Source organism: Peribacillus sp. B65 (assembly GCF_058513295.1).
This window is the reverse complement of the sequence record NZ_CP195840.1, coordinates 4,259,353-4,277,891: the sequence shown is the minus strand read 5'-3', so window position 1 is coordinate 4,277,891 and position 18,539 is coordinate 4,259,353. Positions and strand designations below refer to the sequence as shown.

General features: G+C 42.8%; 15 protein-coding genes. 8 read left to right on the top strand and 7 right to left on the bottom strand.

All coding sequences use genetic code 11. From position 1 onward, the window contains the following. The first annotated feature begins 202 nt into the window (after positions 1 to 202). Positions 203 to 322 carry a DUF4023 family protein gene (locus tag ACSR9O_RS20785; protein WP_048686276.1) on the top strand — a complete coding sequence of 40 codons (120 nt, stop codon included), beginning with the start codon at positions 203 to 205 and terminating at the stop codon, positions 320 to 322. 52 nt (positions 323 to 374) lie between these two features. Here the strand turns inward: ACSR9O_RS20785 and ACSR9O_RS20780 are convergent, their stop codons facing one another. The 4 genes from ACSR9O_RS20780 to brnQ all read right to left on the bottom strand — a co-directional run bounded on the left by ACSR9O_RS20780 (position 375) and on the right by brnQ (position 5,790). Next, on the bottom strand, positions 375 to 1,076 hold the full coding sequence (locus ACSR9O_RS20780; RefSeq protein WP_232783026.1) for a hypothetical protein: 702 nt from the start codon (positions 1,074 to 1,076) through the stop codon (positions 375 to 377). 219 nt (positions 1,077 to 1,295) lie between these two features. After that, the gene (locus tag ACSR9O_RS20775; protein WP_402944993.1) at positions 1,296 to 3,212 is read right to left on the bottom strand and encodes a vWA domain-containing protein; all 1,917 of its coding nucleotides are present in this window, start codon (positions 3,210 to 3,212) and stop codon (positions 1,296 to 1,298) included. 15 nt (positions 3,213 to 3,227) lie between these two features. Beyond that, complete coding sequence (locus ACSR9O_RS20770) at positions 3,228 to 4,094, bottom strand: ATP-binding protein (protein ID WP_260359125.1); 867 nt, start codon at positions 4,092 to 4,094, stop codon at positions 3,228 to 3,230. Positions 4,095 to 4,458: 364 nt separating this feature from the next. After that, positions 4,459 to 5,790, bottom strand: a complete 1,332-nt coding sequence (gene brnQ / locus ACSR9O_RS20765) for a branched-chain amino acid transport system II carrier protein (protein ID WP_101225540.1) — start codon at positions 5,788 to 5,790, stop codon at positions 4,459 to 4,461. A 348-nt stretch (positions 5,791 to 6,138) separates the two neighbouring features. On the opposite strand from brnQ, the gene ACSR9O_RS20760 reads away from it, so the two are divergent. Then, the gene (locus ACSR9O_RS20760; RefSeq protein WP_230178468.1) at positions 6,139 to 6,705 is read left to right on the top strand and encodes a sugar O-acetyltransferase; all 567 of its coding nucleotides are present in this window, start codon (positions 6,139 to 6,141) and stop codon (positions 6,703 to 6,705) included. Between the two features lie 43 nt (positions 6,706 to 6,748). On the opposite strand, the gene ACSR9O_RS20755 is transcribed toward ACSR9O_RS20760, so the two are convergent. Then, on the bottom strand, positions 6,749 to 7,393 hold the full coding sequence (locus ACSR9O_RS20755; protein WP_101225542.1) for an SDR family oxidoreductase: 645 nt from the start codon (positions 7,391 to 7,393) through the stop codon (positions 6,749 to 6,751). A gap of 359 nt (positions 7,394 to 7,752) precedes the next feature. On the opposite strand from ACSR9O_RS20755, the gene ACSR9O_RS20750 reads away from it, so the two are divergent. From ACSR9O_RS20750 to ACSR9O_RS20740, 3 genes are all read left to right on the top strand, one after another. Continuing rightward, positions 7,753 to 8,016 carry a CD3324 family protein gene (locus tag ACSR9O_RS20750; protein WP_101225543.1) on the top strand — a complete coding sequence of 88 codons (264 nt, stop codon included), beginning with the start codon at positions 7,753 to 7,755 and terminating at the stop codon, positions 8,014 to 8,016. 145 nt (positions 8,017 to 8,161) lie between these two features. Next, positions 8,162 to 8,797, top strand: coding sequence for a FusB/FusC family EF-G-binding protein (locus ACSR9O_RS20745; RefSeq protein ID WP_095395099.1), 636 nt, complete (start codon positions 8,162 to 8,164; stop codon positions 8,795 to 8,797). Positions 8,798 to 8,887: 90 nt separating this feature from the next. Beyond that, a complete protein-coding gene (locus tag ACSR9O_RS20740; protein WP_491724997.1) occupies positions 8,888 to 9,490 on the top strand; it encodes an MEDS domain-containing protein in 603 nt (200 codons plus the stop codon). A 348-nt stretch (positions 9,491 to 9,838) separates the two neighbouring features. Here ACSR9O_RS20740 and gltD read toward each other — a convergent pair whose 3' ends face one another. Together gltD and gltB are read right to left on the bottom strand one after the other, a co-directional pair. Continuing rightward, positions 9,839 to 11,320, bottom strand: coding sequence for a glutamate synthase small subunit (gltD, locus tag ACSR9O_RS20735; RefSeq protein WP_491724996.1), 1,482 nt, complete (start codon positions 11,318 to 11,320; stop codon positions 9,839 to 9,841). A 16-nt stretch (positions 11,321 to 11,336) separates the two neighbouring features. Next, positions 11,337 to 15,887: a glutamate synthase large subunit gene (gltB, locus tag ACSR9O_RS20730; protein WP_491724995.1), complete on the bottom strand. Its 4,551-nt coding sequence runs from the start codon at positions 15,885 to 15,887 to the stop codon at positions 11,337 to 11,339. A 133-nt stretch (positions 15,888 to 16,020) separates the two neighbouring features. On the opposite strand from gltB, the gene gltC reads away from it, so the two are divergent. From gltC to ACSR9O_RS20715, 3 genes are all read left to right on the top strand, one after another. Continuing rightward, a complete protein-coding gene (gene gltC, locus ACSR9O_RS20725) occupies positions 16,021 to 16,923 on the top strand; it encodes a glutamate biosynthesis transcriptional regulator GltC (RefSeq protein ID WP_076370054.1) in 903 nt (300 codons plus the stop codon). A 136-nt stretch (positions 16,924 to 17,059) separates the two neighbouring features. Further along, entirely contained in the window at positions 17,060 to 17,554 is a 495-nt protein-coding gene (locus tag ACSR9O_RS20720; protein ID WP_491724994.1) for a spore coat protein, read from the top strand. Positions 17,555 to 17,683: 129 nt separating this feature from the next. Next, the gene (locus ACSR9O_RS20715; protein WP_491724993.1) at positions 17,684 to 18,283 is read left to right on the top strand and encodes a YgaN family protein; all 600 of its coding nucleotides are present in this window, start codon (positions 17,684 to 17,686) and stop codon (positions 18,281 to 18,283) included. The last annotated feature ends 256 nt before the right edge of the window (positions 18,284 to 18,539 follow it).

Here is an 18,539-nt window from a genome sequence, read left to right as displayed (position 1 = left end):
TATTCTAATGTAATGTATTCTAACATAGATAACGATATTTAAGAAGATTGATCCACATTCTTATCAACTCACTTATGGAACATAGTTACCATCTTAAGTCCATATAATACTACATTTGCTTTTTGCAAGGTATTCAGATCCCTCATGAATTCTACCTCTTCTGGTTATAGTAAAAAAGAAAATAACGAAGGAGGTACATTCCATGAAAAGTTCAAAGGAGTTTGTTGAAAGCATTCAAGAGCAGCAAAAAAAGGAAGAAGGCAATATGCGCCGTCAAGGCAATGGGAATCCCGCTCAGAAATTACCGAATAAAAAACATTAATCAAGTCCTTCTTCAAAAAATCCCAGCCTTAAATTTCAGGCTGGGATTCTTTTCACTCCGATGCACTTTTTTTCTTCTTCATCTCTTCGATTTCTTTAGAAAATGTTTCTTCTATCTCATTTTTATTTCCATATAAAAAGAGGTTATCCCCTAATTTGATTTTATACTCATATAGCTCTTTTCTGATTTTCACTTCTCCGCTTTCAATAAATAAAATATTGATGTCGGCTCCATGTGATATGACATCATAGGCTTTGACATCGATGAACTCCGAGTCCTCATAAATATCGATCTCCATGACCACGTCTTCATCTTCTAAAAATAGGACCTCTTCTATCGGGTGTTCCCATAATTCATAATGATTGTACATTTCACTTTTCATCTTATTCGATAATCTATTATTCAGGAATGGAACTTTCACTAAAACGGTTAAAACCAGCAGTATTCCAATAATGATGCTTAACTCCATCAAGCGCAAATCATCTGTAAGCAATGTACTGATCGATGAAATGATGACAGCAAGCGAGAATGCACCAAATAAAATTAAGAACATGCTTATTTTCCTTCGAACGGGGTGATCGATAATGGATTTTGACTCGTCAGTTGTAAAACCAGTGCCCGTCAGCATGGAAATAACCTGAAATCTTGCCACTGTGCTTTTTAATCCAGTCAATTTCATCAAGGTGACCGATATTTCAATAACAAGAACAATGATTATAAAATAAAGCAGCATAAAAAGTAAATTCATCAACATGATCACTTCCTCATCTATGGTTTACCCCAATCCCGTCAAAAGAAATCGCATTCGTTGTCTTTTCAAGTCTCCACCAATATATTCACTTAATGCAAATAACTGACATGAAAACAAAAAAACACAGTAAGATCCCATTGGATCTTACTGTGTTTTATTCCTTTATTCTAATCGGATTCCTATTTCCGTTCTAATCTTGCTTTTCAGGGGAAACCCGATTTCTCAAATGGTCTTCAGCAGCAATTTTTTTAACAGCGGTGTAAATTGCTCTGGCAATTCAGCTACACTCGGAATCATTAGGCGTTCTTTGCCATAGATGTTTTTCATCGTCATCTCTTCACTTTCATCGATGCCTCCATCGGCTAAAAACAGGCCGATGACTTCGATGCCTTTTTTTCTGGCTTCCGAAACAGCAAGATGTGTATCGACAATGCCATTTTGATCATAATCGGCAGCTGCCGGCTCACCATCGGAAAACACGAGCAAGAAACGGTTTTTTTCGCGTCTTTTTTCCAATTCCATTGCGGCAACCCTGATACTGTATCCGTCCCGGTTATCTTCCTCAGGTTCAAGCTGCATGATTTTAGCTCCTGAGTTTAGATAAAGAGAATCAGAATGGGATTGAATCACATGGAAGTAGTTTGGCTGATATCCTTCTCTCACTTCATTTGCATCTTCCCAAAAGCCTACTATCGAGTGGGGGATCCTTAATTTCTTCAGTACTTCATGAAACAGGACCACCCCTCGTTTCGTTTCATCCATCTTGTTATGCATGGATGCCGAGCAATCGATAAGCAATGTGAATACGGCATCCATTTCATTTGAATCCTGGTTCTTTTTATAAAAAACCCGAGGATTCTCTTCAAATACAAGCGGCAGTAATTTCTTTGATAAACGGCCAAAAACCAAATCTTTTCTAGGTGCGTTCTTTTTATTTTCCAGTGTTTTTTCAATTGTACTGGAGAGTTTTCTCTTAAACGGTTCGATATCCGCAACAAACTCACGGTAGCGCTTCTCTTCCGTAAGTGTTGGTACTTTTGCTTCCTTGATTACCTGAACCACGTCTTTATTTTCTTCACCAAATGGATGTTCACCGCTTTTGCCCATATTGGTTTGTTTCTTCTCCAGCGTTTCTTGCTGATTGTATTCCTTTTGTTGACTTTCACCTGATGAACCCTGGATCGAAGCCAGTGCTTGGTCGGCATCTTCCGCTTCCCGGGCACCTCCGCCCATCAGGCTTGTTTTCGTTCCCTGCTCCAATTCAAATTGGAGAAACGTCGAATTACTCTCGCCGTTCTTGTTCTCCCGATGCCAAGTCGAAAATTTTTCATCAATGAACTCACTTTTTTCTTCGTCTGCATCATCTGTATCATCGTTCAACAGTTCATCATTTCTAGTCAGTTCATCAAATAAGGTATTTGCTTTATACTTTTCCACACTTGCAATGGGGAAAATGAAATATTCATTCATCGTATCCTCGTATCCATCATTGACACGGAAAACGATTTGCTCGCAAATCCTTGTGATATCACTGGTTTTAGTGGCTTCAAAGACCGAATGGATGAACGGTTTGAGCTTCTCCAGTTCTTCCAGCTGCCTTTCATTGGCTCTTGGAAAAATCGGATCCGGCCTGTCAGATTGAAGCAGTAAATATATGAGGCAGTATAATTCATCCAGTGCAAAACTTCTTGTGACATTCGTCGCCAATTGGCTTTCGAAATATTGTTTAAGGTAAGCCCCCCTTACCGAAAACCATTTTTTCGTGCCTGGCCTTTCTTTCTTCACCAATTCTTCCAATCGCAAATCTTCCAGCAAAGCGAATAATTGGGCTGCAAACTTCGGAAGTGAACTTTCCCCGATGCTGTCCTGGTACTCCTTCATGCTCTGGATTGTCGTATGATGCAGCGTGCCTATCGTTCTAAGGAGCACGTCCGTTTTCAATCCCGCTTCCTTCACTTCCTTATTACCATTTTCCCAAAAATGGCTAGCTGTGACCTTATTCTCGATCAGATCAATGAAGGAGCCATAATTGTATTCGAATTCCAGCTCAGGAATGCCGGATAAAACGGTCGAGAGATCCTGAAGCTGTAAAAAAAGAGCCGTATCTATTATTGAATCATTGAACCGGATATACTTCATGAGGCATTCTCCTAGTTAGAATAATGTGTCAGCCAAGTTCTTCACGAACTCACGCTCCCGTTCCTCGTCCAACTTATCCACAATGGAACGAAGAATCGCCCGTTTCGCCGGGATCAACACACTCAGATCGCAAGCATCAAGCAAAGCCCTGATCGATGCCGCATCTTCAGCCACCTTCCCTTGATTCACGGCATTTATCAAATCACTCGACAGTTTAACGAACAAATCAATACTTTTTGGGTCCTCCAGCTTTGTATTGGTTTCTATCAATTGCTTTAACTGCTCCCCTTCGATATAAGGAACTTCAATGACGACAAACCTATTTTTTAGCGCTTCATTCAGCGGCACTGTTCCCACATACCCTTCGTTGATTGCAGCAATCACATTAAAGCCTTCTTTTGCCGTTATGACTTCATTCGTGAACGGATTCGTTATCGTCCTTCTGTAATCAAGCACGCCATTGATAAGCGGCAGAGTTTCCGGTTTTGCCATGTTGATTTCATCTATATATAGGAAGTGACCGTGATTCATCGAATTGGTCACTGGTCCAGGTACGAATTCTATCACTTGTTTTTCCTCTTTGTAAGCCAGCGTCTTGAAGCCCAATAAGCTTTCTGCATCCAAGTCGACTGAGCAGTTGACGCTGAACATCGGCTGGTTGAATAAGTTCGATAATGTCTCGGCAAACTTTGTCTTTCCAGCCCCTGTCGGACCCTTCAAAAGGATATTCTTTCCCATGCTCAAGGCCGTGATGGCATCCACCATCAACTCCATCTCGGGAGGCAGATATCCGCCGCTCCTGATCAATTCCTCAAATTGAGCAGGATTCTTTTTGCTTGCTTGTAATATATTTGCTATTTCTATTGGTAGTCGATTGATCATTATGTTCCTACACCCCTTTCTGAACATTTTAAGGCTCTTTCCCATTAAAAACAAACACTAAGAAAAGGAGCTGTCATCAAGACAGCTCCCAAACTGTGGATAAACTCGGAATAAAACGAGATTCCCCTGCAGTTTTTCATTCTGAAATCCGCTCCCTTACTCCGATACCAAGACTCATCAAAGCAAATTGCGTGTCACAGATTTCTTCAATCCAATAAGAGTTTCATAAAACAATAAAAAACCATAGAACTAGTTCGCTGCAGTTTTTTATGTAAAAGACGTTCCTGCCTGCTTTTGTAGACAAACTAAGGAGCTGTTAGCAAGACAGCTCCTTTCAAGAATCGATGTTAGTGAATGATATCCCTTAATAGGCTTCCTTAGGGTCGCCTTTCAATAGGTATACCATGTAGCCCAATACACCGCCGATGATGGCAGGAATTATCCATCCCACCCCTACACTATATAGTGGAAGGTATTGAGTGAAAAGGTCCGAAACGGCATCCATTTTAATGCCTGATGCCACTATTCCATCCATTATGCTGATGATGGCCGTTAATAATAAGCTTCCTAAATATACCTCCGATTTCCCTTTGAATAAGGAATGGAAGAACGTTAGGACAATCAAAACGATCGCCACGGGATAAAGCGCCGTTAACACAGGCACTGTAATGGAAATGAGCTTTGTCAAACCTACATTGGCAACAGCCGCACTGAAAACGGAGAAGATGACGACATATGATTTATACGATACAGCAGGCAGTATTTTATTGAAATACGTAGCACAAGCCGTTATCAAACCGATGCTTGTCGTCAGGCAAGCAGCGATCACAATCAACCCTAACAACACGGCACCAGCCGGTCCGAAAAAATGATTCGAGGCTTGAGCCAAAACGTCTCCGCCATTACCCAGTTGACCGAGTTTTTCCACACTTGTTGCCCCGACATAAGTTATGGACGCATAAACGATCACCAACAAGGTGGCAGCAATTAAGCCGGCTTTCAAACAGAAGCCTAACACTTCTTTTCTTGATGTTATCCCTCTATCTTTGATCGCGTTGATGACGATGATCCCAAATGCAAATCCGGCCAGCGTATCCATGGTCAAATATCCTTCTTTAAACCCCTTGAAGAAAGAATTATCTGAATAATCAGCCGCTGGTGACTGGATTTCACCCATTGGGTTAATAATGGCGACCACAATGAGAATCCCGATGAAAATCAATAATAAAGGTGTTAATATTTTTCCGACGATATCGAGCATTTTTGATGGATTGATGGATAACAAACAGGCAATTCCAAAGTATATGATCGTGAATATCAGCAATGGTAAAAAACCGACATCATTAGATAGGAAAGGTTTAATCCCTATTTCGTAGGACACACTCCCCGTTCTTGGAAGCGCGAAAAGCGGTCCCAAAGATAAATAAAGAACGACTGTGAAAATGATGCCGAATAACGGGTGTGCCCTGCTTGCAAGCGATTGAACATCATTTTTCCCCGAAAAACCAAATGCCAATATTGTAATGAATGGCAATCCAACACCAGTAATGATGAACCCTAAACTGGCCGACCACAAATTGGTCCCCGCGGATTGACCGAGCATGGCAGGGAAAATTAAGTTTCCTGCTCCAAAAAATAAAGCAAAAAGCATTAATCCTGTTACAATGACAAAAGATAGCGGTGCTTTCTGTGACATATAGAGCCCTCCATTGATTTGATTATCTTAACGAAGAAAAGTTGTCCATCAATTTCCGGTAAAAAGTGACATGAACTTCGAACCATTCTACTTATCTGTTAAAATGGACCTTCATGAAACTATGAATCATCCATAACTCTTCTTACTATAAAATTCGGCGGAACGTTTGTCAAAGCTATTTCATTCATTATTCGGAAAAATCTTTCTTTTCTTACTTCTTTCCAAGAAAACGAGAGAGGCATTTAGATTCAACAGGAATTTGAGTAAAAAGTACCGCAATTTATTTTGCAGGAAAAATGTTTTAATATTTAACCAAACTATAAAAAAACAAGAATATAGGAGGTAAACATGAATACTGAAAAAGAAAAGATGGTGAGCGGGAAACCTTACATGGCCGCTGATCCGGAATTAATCACAGATAGGGAAAATGCCAGAAAGTTGACCCGGTTATACAATCAGACAACGGAAAGCGAAGGGGACGAACGAACTGCACTGCTGAAACAGCTTTTAGGTTCCACTGGGCTAAATGTATATATTGAACCCACTTTCCGTTGTGACTATGGATACAACATTTCTGTCGGGGAAAACTTTTATGCTAATTTCGATTGTGTCATTTTGGATGTTTGTGAAGTGAAAATTGGCAGGGACTGCATGTTGGCTCCCGGAGTGCATATCTATACAGCCACACATCCGCTGGATCCCTTTGAACGCAGTTCTGGAGTGGAATACGGAAAGCCGGTTACGATAGGGGATCATGTATGGATTGGCGGAAGGGCCATCATCAATCCCGGCGTTACAATAGGGAGTCATTCCGTCGTCGCTTCAGGGGCCGTCGTAACAAAGGATGTTCCTGAAGGCGTTGTTGTCGGTGGAAACCCAGCGAAGGTCATCAAGCATATTGAAGGAATTAAATAAGCAGAGCCCACTCCCCCTGAGTGGCTCTGCCTCCTTTTTTTCGTTAAATTTTCTTCAATGCTTCCGCGATTGCAATATCGCCAGAGATTAAATCAAAAGAACGCTTGTAGGTATTTTCTTCAGTCAATGACGCAAGAATCGTTCGAGCCACATCTTCACGGGCAATCGAACCTCTTTCCAATTCCTCGGCGGCTGTCACTTTTCCCGTTCCCGGTTCATTCACCAGACCGCCAGGCCGAATGATCGTATAATTTAAATCGCTTTGTAACAATGCCCTATCCGCATAGTGCTTTGCCACATAATACGGTTTGATCGCTTCATTCCAGTTTTCGCGATTATTGGCCTGAAAAGCACTCACCATAATGAATCGGTCGATTCCCAAGCTTTCTGCCGCTTCAATCGTTTTAACTGCACCATCCAGATCAATCAACAGCGTTTGATCAGCACCGGTGCTTCCTCCGGACCCTGCTGTAAACACGACGGCATCACAGCCTTTTGCCGCATTCGCAATCTCATCCACTGATCCAGTTAAACTGACGACCGCAGATTCAATTCCACTTCTCTCTAAATGCTTACTTTGCTCTTCTTTGCGAACCATCGCCCGTACACTATGATCCCGGCTATCTTTTAATAAATCTACAAGCTGTTTACCGATCTGCCCGTTTGCCCCAACTACGAATACTTTCATAAAGGTCAGCTCCCATAATGGTTAGTTTGGTTTCCATTAAAATTATTTCATGGACTCAGAGCATTATCAAACAATCAGCCCGCCGATTCTGCTTTAACATTGGAAAAAGTTTGGCAACCACCCTTATATATTTTATAATAAGAACAATACGTGTTCTTCGGAAACACAAAGGGGAGGTGTAAAGATGGCAATAAGAATGTTAATGCCACCTTCTGCAGCGTCTCATGCAAAGCCTAGTATTGGAGGCGATACTTTGCATGGGGTTGAATTAAGCTAAACTTAATCGCCCGCCTTATCATTTCTAATATTCGGCTTTGCACCTTATTTCATTCTTAATAAAGAATAAGGGGCTGGCAGAAATGAAATATGTAAAAGCGACGGCCGTTTTACCTGAAAAGCTGATCGTTGAAATTCAAAAGTATGTGCAAGGTGAAACCATATATATCCCTAAACCCGAAAAGGCCCATCACAAATGGGGAACCCGTTCGGGATCAAGGGAATTGATCGATGACCGGAATGCCTCTATAAAATATGCATTCAAGGACGGGCATACCATCCATCAATTAGCAGAGGAACATTTTCTCTCCGCGGAAACCATCAAGAAAATCGTATATTCCAAATAAGGATTACACGGGTAGCACTGATAATGATATCAGTGCTATTTGTATGCAGAGTATGTTTCTTAGCCGTTTTCCCTCTTTTAAAGCAGATGCAATTTATGTAAAGTAAAGAGAAACGGTAACACTTGCAGAAACAGGAGTGAAGAAAATGGAACCTTTTATCAGGAGCGAGCAGTATAACTTCATAAAATCCCAAACACAAATTCTCATAAATGGACACGCGACTGCCAACGATAAGGATGTGATCAACACCCTGAAAACAGTCGCCAAAGAAAGAGTATTAAGCTTATTCAGTGACTTGAACGAAGAGCAAAAACAACTGCTGGACCCAGTGGATACCATCAAAGATCCCGCACAAGCCGAAGCCTTTCTCTTACAGGTGAAGCCATTTGTGATCCCATTTAAAGAAGTAACCGAAAAAACGATAAAAAAACTATTTCCTAAAGCAAAGAAATTAAAAACCCCTTTGTTGGAAAACATCGATTTGAGAGAGATCTCATACCTAGGATGGGATGATGTCGGATCCGGAAAGAAATTCATCATTGCCCCCCATCATCATAAACTCACCGGATTGCATGGAACCATTAAACCTGCCAACAAAAAAGGGATTTGTGCCATATGCAGCCGCTTTGAAGAAGTAGGGATGTTCATGTCTGAAACAAAAGGAACCGTCCAAGGTACATTCATTAAAAAAGGGAATTATATTTGCCTGGACAGTATGAAATGCAACCAGAACATAACCACTTTGGATAAAATGACCGACCTGATCGAACGGCTGAAATAATACTGAAAAGCAATCCTTCAATGGCGAAGGATTGCTTTTTGTCCTTGTTAAAAAATTCTCATTTTGTCCTGCCTATGGAACTCTAGTATAATGGAAGCGATACATGAAAGAAGGAATGATATATTGAAAAGCAAAATGAATCAGTTGTTCGAAGACCAAAAAAATGTTCATGTGCTGTATTCCTATAATGAAATGGAAAATTACATTAAACAAGTTTTAAGTTATATTCAAGATGGCATCATGGCGGGAGATTACGTCATTCTTGTTGAAAATGACCGTATTTACCCCATTATTCATAAAGAGCTGAGCACTCGGTTAACAAAAGATCAAATGGAGCTCCTTCACTTTGTGAACAACTTCGATTTCTATTGTTCAAGCGGCAGTTATCATCCTCCTGCAATCGAAGAATACTTTAATAAAATGGTACAGCCCTATGTGGAAAATAAAATCTCTTTCCGATCATGGGCACATGTGGAATGGGCAACCCTGGAAGAGCCGCTGCACATCATAGAGGAATTTGAGAGAACAGTAGATGAAGCTGTAAATCTACTGTCGTTTCCATTAATTTGTGCGTACAAAGGTGAAAGGATGCCAGACTACCTTAAAACCATATTGTTGGAAACACATCCTTATGTCCTAAAAGACGATGATATCATCATCTGTGAACAATACTTGCCACCTAGTTTGAAATAATAATACACAACACGCTTAGGAATCTCCTAAGCGTGTTGTTTCCGTACATTATTGAAAATTTTTGGGTTAGTTACTCTTTGGGTTTTGTGCTTTACATGTGAGTTTCGGCGCTTTACTCGTGAAATCAGGGCATTTACTCGTGAGTTTCGGCGCTTTACTCGTGAAATCGGTGCTTTTACTCGTGAGTTCCGGCGTTTTACTCGTGAATTCGGCGCTTTTACTCGTGAATTCGGCGCTTTACTCGTGAAATTCGGGCATTTACTCGTGAATTCGGCGCTTTTACTCGTAAGCACATTTTTCCCACCACACAAAAAAAGAAGCGCCATAATGGCACTTCTTTTTTTGAAATTAAGGCAATACCGATGCGCCCATCAAGTAGCGGTCCACTTCTCGAGCTACTTCACGGCCTTCATTGATGGCCCAAACGATGAGGCTTTGCCCTCTTCTTGCATCTCCGGCAGCGAAAACCCCTTCGACATTGGTTCTGTAATCGCCATAAATGGCATCAATTTTTTGATGCACTGTTTCTACGCCAAATTGAGTTAATAGCGGCATTTCCGTTCCTTCAAATCCGATTGCGATGAAAACGAATTGTGCAGGCCATACTTTTTCAGTTCCAGGAACTTCCCTGAAAATGTACATTCCGTCATCGCCTTTGATTTTTTCCATGGAGATTGTGTGCAGTTCTTTTACGTTGCCATTTTCATCGGCGACGATTTTTTTTGTTTGGATTGAATATTGACGCGGATCTGCACCAAATTTCGCTTCCGCTTCTTCATACGCATAATCAAGGGAAAACACATTCGGGTAGGCTGGCCACATATTATCAGATGTACGGGCCGTCGGAAGGATTGGATGCTTCCCGAATTGTACGACGCTCTTACATTCCTGGCGAAGGGCAGTCGCGACACAGTCAGCTCCTGTATCCCCGCCGCCGATGACGATGACGTCCTTCCCCTTAGTGTCTAAAAACTTGCCGTCTTCAAAATTGGAGTCCAGCAGGCTTTTAGTCGAAGTCGTCAAGTAATCCATTGCAAGGTGAATGCCTGTTGCTTCACGTCCTTCAATTTTCAGGTCACGCTGCTTTTGGGCACCTGTGCAAAGGATGACTGCATCATACTGATCTTGCAGTTCTTCGGCTGTTATATCTTTGCCTACTTCTGTATTGGTAATGAAATCAATGCCTTCCTGGGTCAATAATTTGATCCGGCGTGCAACGACATCTTTTTCAAGCTTCATGTTCGGGATGCCGTATGTCAACAGCCCGCCTGCACGGTCTGAACGCTCATAAACCGTGACCGAATGACCTGCTTGATTCAACTGGTCGGCACTCGCCAATCCTGCCGGCCCTGAACCGATGATGGCAATTTTCTTGCCGGTCCTGCTTTCAGGGATGCGAGGCGTGATCCAGCCATTTTCAAATCCTTTATCGATGATGGTCCGTTCAATGTTCTTGATGGTAACGGCAGGATCGCTTATCGCTACCGTACAAGACCCTTCACAAGGGGCCGGGCAGACGCGCCCGGTGAATTCAGGGAAATTATTCGTTTTCGATAAACGGTCCAATGCTTCTTTCCATCTGCCGCGATACACCAAATCATTCCACTCCGGAATCAGATTATGAATCGGACAGCCCGTTGTGACTCGGTTCAATTCCATGCCCATATGGCAGAAAGGGGTGGCGCAGTCCATACACCGCGCTCCCTGTGTACTTAACTTTTCATCAGAGAAAGGAGCTGTATACTCTCTCCAGTCGTTTAAACGAGTGAGAGGATTCCGGTCTTTTGGTTTTTCTCGCGGATAATCCATAAATCCTGTTGCTTTTCCCATCTTTCTCTCCCCTTCCTTACTGCATCACAGCTTGTTTAGTGATTTTTTTATCTTGAACGGCATTTGCTTGAAATGCACTCATGATCGCTTCTTCATCCGTCAGCCCTGCACGCTTCTGCTCATTGATGCTTTTGATCATCCGTTTGTAATCTTTCGGAATGACTTTTACGAATTTCTTAGCGAAATCCTCCCAGTTCTCCAGTACATACGATGCTTTGGCACTTTCTGTATAATGAAGGTGACTGTAAAGCATTTCTTTTACCTCGTTGGCATCATCCATATTATCAAGCGTCTCGAATTCTATCATTTCACCATTGCATAATGCCTTGAATTCTTCTGCATCATCAGCAAGTACATAAGCGATGCCGCCTGACATGCCTGCCGCAAAGTTTTTGCCGACGTCGCCCAGGATGACCACGCGTCCGCCTGTCATATACTCACAGCCATGGTCTCCAATTCCTTCAACGACGACATTGACTCCACTGTTCCGTACGGCAAATCGTTCCCCTGCACGGCCATTAATGTAGGCCTCCCCGCTTGTTGCACCATATAAGGCGATATTTCCGGCAATTACATTGTCCCCGGCCTCGATCTGATTGCCAGAAGGTGCCGTGACAATGATCTTTCCGCCAGATAAGCCTTTCCCAACATAGTCATTGACATCACCTGTCAAATACATCGACATCCCTTTTGGAATGAACGCACCGAAGCTCTGGCCCGCCGATCCCGTAAAACGAAGTGTGATTGTATCTTCAGGCAACCCTTCTTCACCATAGCGTTTGGATACTTCACTGCCGACAATCGTTCCGACCACACGGTTCACGTTTGTAATCGGGAAGCTGACATCCACCTGGGTTTGGTCATTTAAAGCAGGCTCCACAACAGGTAAAATCTCACGGATATCCAAGGATTCTTCTATTTTATGGTTTTGAGGAAGTTGATACGTACGAATCCCTTCCGGTTGGAAAAGAAGTGTCGTCAAGTCCAGATGCTTCGCTTTCCAATGGTTTTGCGCCCGCTCGCTCACTTGTAAAACATCAGTGCGGCCGACCATTTCTTCCAATGTTCTAAAACCAAGCTCAGCCATCGTTTCCCGGACTTCCTCAGCGATGAAGCGCATGAAATTCACGACATGATCGGGATCTCCAGTGAATTTGCTGCGAAGCTCAGGGTTTTGAGTAGCTACCCCGACAGGACATGTATCCAAATGGCAAGCACGCATCATGACACAGCCAAGGACCACAAGCGGTGCTGTAGCGAAGCCGAATTCTTCCGCTCCAAGGATAGCTGCCATGACCACATCGCGTCCCGTCATTAATTTTCCATCCGTTTCAAGGACTACACGGCTGCGAAGGCCATTCAGCATCAATGTTTGGTGTGCTTCGGCAAGGCCCAGCTCCCAAGGAAGACCAGTATGTTTGATACTCGTTTTTGGTGATGCGCCCGTACCGCCATCATACCCGCTGATAACGATGACATCTGCGGCTCCTTTGGCCACACCGGCTGCAATCGTGCCTACTCCTGCTTTTGACACAAGCTTGACGCTGATTCTGGCATCACGGTTCGCATTTTTCAAATCATGGATCAGCTGTGCCAGATCTTCAATCGAATAGATATCATGATGCGGAGGCGGTGAAATAAGGCCGACACCCGGTGTGGAACCACGGACCTCTGCGACCCAAGGGTATACTTTGTTTCCAGGCAGCTGGCCGCCTTCACCCGGCTTTGCACCTTGCGCCATTTTGATTTGAAGTTCATCGGCATTAACAAGGTAATGGCTTTTCACTCCAAAACGACCGGACGCAATTTGTTTAATTCCGCTGCGGCGGTCATCGCCGTTTTCATCCAGTTGGTAACGGCTAGGGTGCTCCCCGCCTTCACCGCTATTGCTTTTTCCGCCTAAACGGTTCATCGCAATCGCTAATGTTTCATGTGCTTCCTGACTCAATGAACCGAATGACATCGCGCCCGTTTTGAATCGGCTGACGATGGATTCCACGGATTCAACTTCATCTATAGAAATGCTTTGGCGTTTTTGGTCGAACGAGAATAAATTCCGTAAAAAACCGAGTCTCTCTTCATTTGCCAAGTTTGAATATTGCTTAAATAAATTATAATCGCCTTTCCGGCAGGCCCATTGCAGTGTATGGATCGTTTTTGGATTGAATGCATGATGTTCCCCTGTTTTTCTCCATTGAAAATCACTTCCGCTTTCAAGTGTTTGGTCAAGGGAATCAGCTGCACCTTTTCTATGACGAATCAACGCTTCATCTGCGATCGTTTCCAAATCGATCCCACTAAGCTGCGATGCCGTACCGCTGAAATAGCGTTCAATCACATCAGCACCGATTCCGACCGCTTCGAAAATTTGCGCTCCGCGATAACTTTGAATCGTTGAAATCCCCATTTTCGACATTACTTTTACGATGCCTTCCGTCAACGAGCGTACATATTTCCTCACCGTTTCTTCGTAGCTGATGGCCAAACTGCCTTCCAATACGGCCTGCTTATATGTTTCATAAGCAAGGTACGGGTAAATCGCATCCACTCCATACCCGATCAGGGACGCATAATGATGGACTTCCCTCGCTTCCCCGGATTCAACGATAATGCTCACTTTTGTACGGTTCCCATGACGGATCAGCTCCTGATGAAGGGCGCTCGCAGCCAGCAGGGAAGGTATCGCAGCCTTTTCCTTGCTCATATCCTTGTCAGATAAAATCAAAAGGCTTACTCCATCAGCGATTGCTTGTTCCGCTTCACGACAGATGCGATCGAGTTCACTCTCTAAATCTTCTGAAAATAAAGTGTGAATGACTTTGCTCCTGAATTCAGGATAGGAGTTTCCTTTCAACTGCTGCATTTGACCTGGCGTCAAAACAGGTGAATCCAATTGAATGCGGCGGCTGTTCGTTTCATCCGGTTTCAGCAAATCTCCTTCCGCACCGAGGAATGTCATCGTTGACGTGACTATCTGTTCACGAAGCGAATCGATTGGCGGGTTGGTTACCTGTGCAAAGGATTGCTTGAAATAGTTGAATAGCGATTGCGGGCGATCTGATAAGACCGCTAACGGAATGTCATTCCCCATGCTGCCCAGTGGATCTTTGCCTTCGTTAATGACCGGCAGTAAATATTTTTGGACATCTTCATACGTGTATCCAAACGCTTTTTGCCTGAATAACAAATCACTCAATGGCTCCCCTTCGAGCACAGGTTCTTCGTCACTTAATTGTACAAGCTGTTCGTCCAGCCATTGCTGGTATGGATTTTCCTGAGCCATTTCCGACTTGATCTCTTCATCGGAAACAATACGGCCTTCCTCTAAATCTATTAAAAGCATTCTGCCTGGGCTTAAACGATCTTTATATAATACATTCTCCGGCTCCACATCGATCACGCCGACTTCAGAGGAGAAAATGATGTAATCATCTTTTGTCACATAATACCTTGCAGGCCTTAAACCATTTCGATCCAGGATGGCACCGATTTGCTTGCCATTCGTAAAGGATATGGCCGTCGGCCCATCCCATGGCTCCATGAGCATGCTATGATATTCGTAAAATGCCTTCTTTTCCTTCGTCATATGCGGATTTTCCGTCCACGGTTCAGGGATCAGCATCATCGCCGCATGTGCCGGTTTACGCCCGGCAAGCACGAAGAATTCAAGTGCATTATCAAGAATCGAGGAATCACTGCCGTCTATATCAAGAATAGGCAGCACCTTTTGCAGGTCATCCCCGAATGCTTCCGAAACAAACTGCTGCTCACGAGCTTTCATCCAATTCACATTACCTCTGAGCGTATTGATTTCGCCATTATGGATCAAGTAACGGTTTGGATGTGCCCGTTCCCAACTAGGAAATGTATTCGTGCTGAAGCGGGAATGCACTAAAGCGAAAGCCGAAACGAAGGACTCCTGTTGAAGGTCAAGATAAAAAGCATCCACCTGCTCAGGCGTCAACAATCCTTTGTATACGATCGTAGCACTTGAAAGGCTGGCAAAATAAAAACGATTGCCGCGTTCACGAGCCCAGTTTTCAGCTTGTTTTCTGATAATGAACAATTTACGCTCAAAAGCTAAATCATCAGTCATCCCTTCGCTTGCCCCGATGAATACTTGGCGAATCGTCGGACATGTCTCCTTGCCGACCTCTCCGATTTTCGTTGCATCAACAGGAACCGTTCTCCAGCCTAATAACGTTTGGCCTTCTTGTTCGATAAATGCATTCAAACGAGCTTCGATTTCATTCCGTTCATCATCATTGTTAGAGAAAAAGAGCATGCCTACACCATAGCGTCCTTTTGCCGGCAAATTCATTTCCGGGCATGCCAGCCTGAAATATTCATCAGGAATCTGTACCATTAATCCTGCGCCATCTCCTGTAAGCGGATCGCTGCCTTGTCCGCCGCGATGATCTAATTGGCACAGCATATTCAGTCCTTGTTTGACGATGTCATGTGTAGCAAGCCCTTTTAAATGAGCATATAAACCGATCCCACATGCATCATGTTCAAATTCAGGATGGTAGAGCCCTTGTGCTTTTGGTATTTGATTGTATGTCATATTAATCGCCCCCATCGTATTCTTACACCGTTATGTCACTTACATTTATTCTAGGTTTTCAAATCGATATAAACAATATATAATTCTAGTAGAATCCATCTCAATTTGAGATGAATGGCAGGAGGATGAATAAATGGAACTACGACAATTACGTTATTTTGTTGAAGTCGCCGAGAGAGAACACGTCTCAGAAGCCGCAGAGCACCTGCATATCGCACAATCTGCAATCAGCCGGCAAATATCCAGATTGGAAGATGAACTTGGCGTTCTGTTATTCGAGAAAATCGGCCGGAATATCCAATTAACTCCAATTGGTAAAATTTTCTTAATCCATGCCAAAACGGCGATACAAGCGATTGAATATGCTAAATATCAAATTGAGGAGTTTTTGGACCCTGAACACGGAAGCATTAAAATCGGGTTCCCGACCAGCCTTTCCACCCATTTACTGCCTACCGTCATTTCCGCTTTTAAAGATGAGCAGCCAAATATCGGCTTCCACTTAAGACAGGGATCTTATTCCTCTTTAAAGGAAGCTGTCAAAAATCGCGAAATCGGATTAGCCTTTCTTGGGCCGATTCCGACAAACGATCCAGATATTGAAGGTCATATCCTGTTCACGGAAAACATATCGGCTTTACTTCCCATCACTCACCCTTTGGCTGAAAGAAAGAGTCTGCGCCTAAGTGATTTAAGAAATGATCCCTTCGTCTTGTTTCCCAAAGGATACATCTTTCACACTATTGCACTCGAGGCGTGCAAAGCAGCCGGTTTCGCACCGAATATCGCCTCGGAAGGTGAAGACATGGATTCCATAAAAGGGCTCGTTTCTGCCGGAATCGGAGTCAGTCTGCTCCCTGACAGTACTTTTTATGAAGTCATTCCAAGACTGACTGTCAAGATCCCGATCGATACACCCGAAGTAAAACGGACTGTCGGCATCATTACTCCTAAAAACAGGGACTTGGCTCCATCAGAAAAACTTTTTTACCAATTTGCCAAAAAGTTCTTCTCTGTTCTCGAGCAATATCAATAAAACATGGCGATCCTTCTAAACGGTGAATGGGAATCGTAGATGGGACAGCTCTTCCCATAAATATTTCACTAGACAACTTGCCTATAGCCCACTGAACGAATAATGTATCAAGATTATTCGTTCAGGAGGAATTTAAATGCAACCCACCTATTCACATCTTGCTTGGCATGAAACACTCGAGCTTCATGAGTTGGTTGCCGCCCAGTCCAATGCCCTTATGAAATTTAAAAAAGCTTATCCAAAAATAAAAGACCCCATTCTAAAAACGATTTATAAGCAAACAATCGATACCCTTACCCAAAACATCATGGAGCTGCTGCAATTTTACCCATTGACGCCTAAAGCGCACCGGGATGACGATGTATCAAGAGATGACGCATCGGCAGCTGCTGCCGGGGAATTGCTGGGCTTTGCCAAATCATCGATCAAAGATTACGCACTGGCGATTACTGAAACAGCCACCCCTTCCCTTCGAAAAGTATTTAAGAAACATTTAAATGGAGCCATCGATACTCATGCCAAGATTTTCAACTACCTTTATGAAAGAAACCTCTATCCTGCTTACGACTTGAACCAATTGCTTCAAAATGACGTCGATGTTGCCAATAAGGCTCTTTCCCAGCCATTCTAAATGCAAAAAAAAGGCAAGCATACCGATTGCTTGCCTTTTTGCTGCATTCCGATTCCGTTTTACATTATAATGTTATAATATATAAGAATTGGTTTTAATTAGGTTAATAGTATTCAAGAGGTGAAAATCATGAAAAAGATCTATTTATCCATCATCCTATCCCTGCTCTCATTTTCTTTAGTCGCATGTAAAGCTGATGATCCAAAATCCGAGAATAACCTTTCAGTTCCTGAGCTGACAGCAAGGGAAAAAGCCATCCTGGAGAATTCAAGTGAACATTCCTTTCTTATCGATTTCAATGTTGATGATACATACAAAGAGATGTCCGTCTGGATCGAAAAATATGAATTTGGCAAACTTGTTGAAGATGAAAAAGGCCGCATGACAACTGGGGTTGAAAAGAATGGGACAATCCTCTTCACCACCTCCAAAACGGATGATGATCAAAAACGATCGATGTTCAACATCAGCATTCAAAACGATAATGGTACGGATACAGTTACTTATCCTGAAACCATTGATGAAATGGATTCCAGCGTATGGGGCAGTGCTGGCAAACTCAAAATAAACAGCATAAACAAGCTTGCATTGGCGAGTATATGTTACTCAAGCGGAAATGAAGGCATACATTCACTTTCCACTGATTTTTATGGTGATATGGAAGGACATATGGACGAGTTGAAGGAATACGATGTAGTCTACCTTCTAAGAAGTGAATTTACTAAATGAGCTGACAAATGCAGGGACAAGTTTGTTTTAACACGATACTATTGCAAAAGTTGAACGTTAAACTCTATGAATTCGAGAAAGTAAATGAGGCGTTTGAAGAATCAAAAAAGGGTTGTCATCTAATGGTTGATGATGAAAAAACCATTGGATGACTGATTTTGCTCATTTGATAGATGAGTAAGTCCAAGTTATAGGATGGATGTAAATTTTTCTACATTTAAAAAAGGGGTTGAAGGAAGAGGAATTTGGGTGTAAT

Coding starts and splice junctions, on each gene's coding strand:
- ACSR9O_RS20785 (WP_048686276.1), top strand. CDS start 203: ATGAAAAGTTCAAAGGAGTTTGTTGAAAGCATTCAAGAGCAGCAAAAA.
- ACSR9O_RS20780 (WP_232783026.1), bottom strand. CDS start 1,076: ATGTTGATGAATTTACTTTTTATGCTGCTTTATTTTATAATCATTGTT.
- ACSR9O_RS20775 (WP_402944993.1), bottom strand. CDS start 3,212: ATGAAGTATATCCGGTTCAATGATTCAATAATAGATACGGCTCTTTTT.
- ACSR9O_RS20770 (WP_260359125.1), bottom strand. CDS start 4,094: ATGATCAATCGACTACCAATAGAAATAGCAAATATATTACAAGCAAGC.
- brnQ (WP_101225540.1), bottom strand. CDS start 5,790: ATGTCACAGAAAGCACCGCTATCTTTTGTCATTGTAACAGGATTAATG.
- ACSR9O_RS20760 (WP_230178468.1), top strand. CDS start 6,139: ATGAATACTGAAAAAGAAAAGATGGTGAGCGGGAAACCTTACATGGCC.
- ACSR9O_RS20755 (WP_101225542.1), bottom strand. CDS start 7,393: ATGAAAGTATTCGTAGTTGGGGCAAACGGGCAGATCGGTAAACAGCTT.
- ACSR9O_RS20750 (WP_101225543.1), top strand. CDS start 7,753: ATGAAATATGTAAAAGCGACGGCCGTTTTACCTGAAAAGCTGATCGTT.
- ACSR9O_RS20745 (WP_095395099.1), top strand. CDS start 8,162: ATGGAACCTTTTATCAGGAGCGAGCAGTATAACTTCATAAAATCCCAA.
- ACSR9O_RS20740 (WP_491724997.1), top strand. CDS start 8,888: ATGGAAGCGATACATGAAAGAAGGAATGATATATTGAAAAGCAAAATG.
- gltD (WP_491724996.1), bottom strand. CDS start 11,320: ATGGGAAAAGCAACAGGATTTATGGATTATCCGCGAGAAAAACCAAAA.
- gltB (WP_491724995.1), bottom strand. CDS start 15,887: ATGACATACAATCAAATACCAAAAGCACAAGGGCTCTACCATCCTGAA.
- gltC (WP_076370054.1), top strand. CDS start 16,021: ATGGAACTACGACAATTACGTTATTTTGTTGAAGTCGCCGAGAGAGAA.
- ACSR9O_RS20720 (WP_491724994.1), top strand. CDS start 17,060: ATGCAACCCACCTATTCACATCTTGCTTGGCATGAAACACTCGAGCTT.
- ACSR9O_RS20715 (WP_491724993.1), top strand. CDS start 17,684: ATGAAAAAGATCTATTTATCCATCATCCTATCCCTGCTCTCATTTTCT.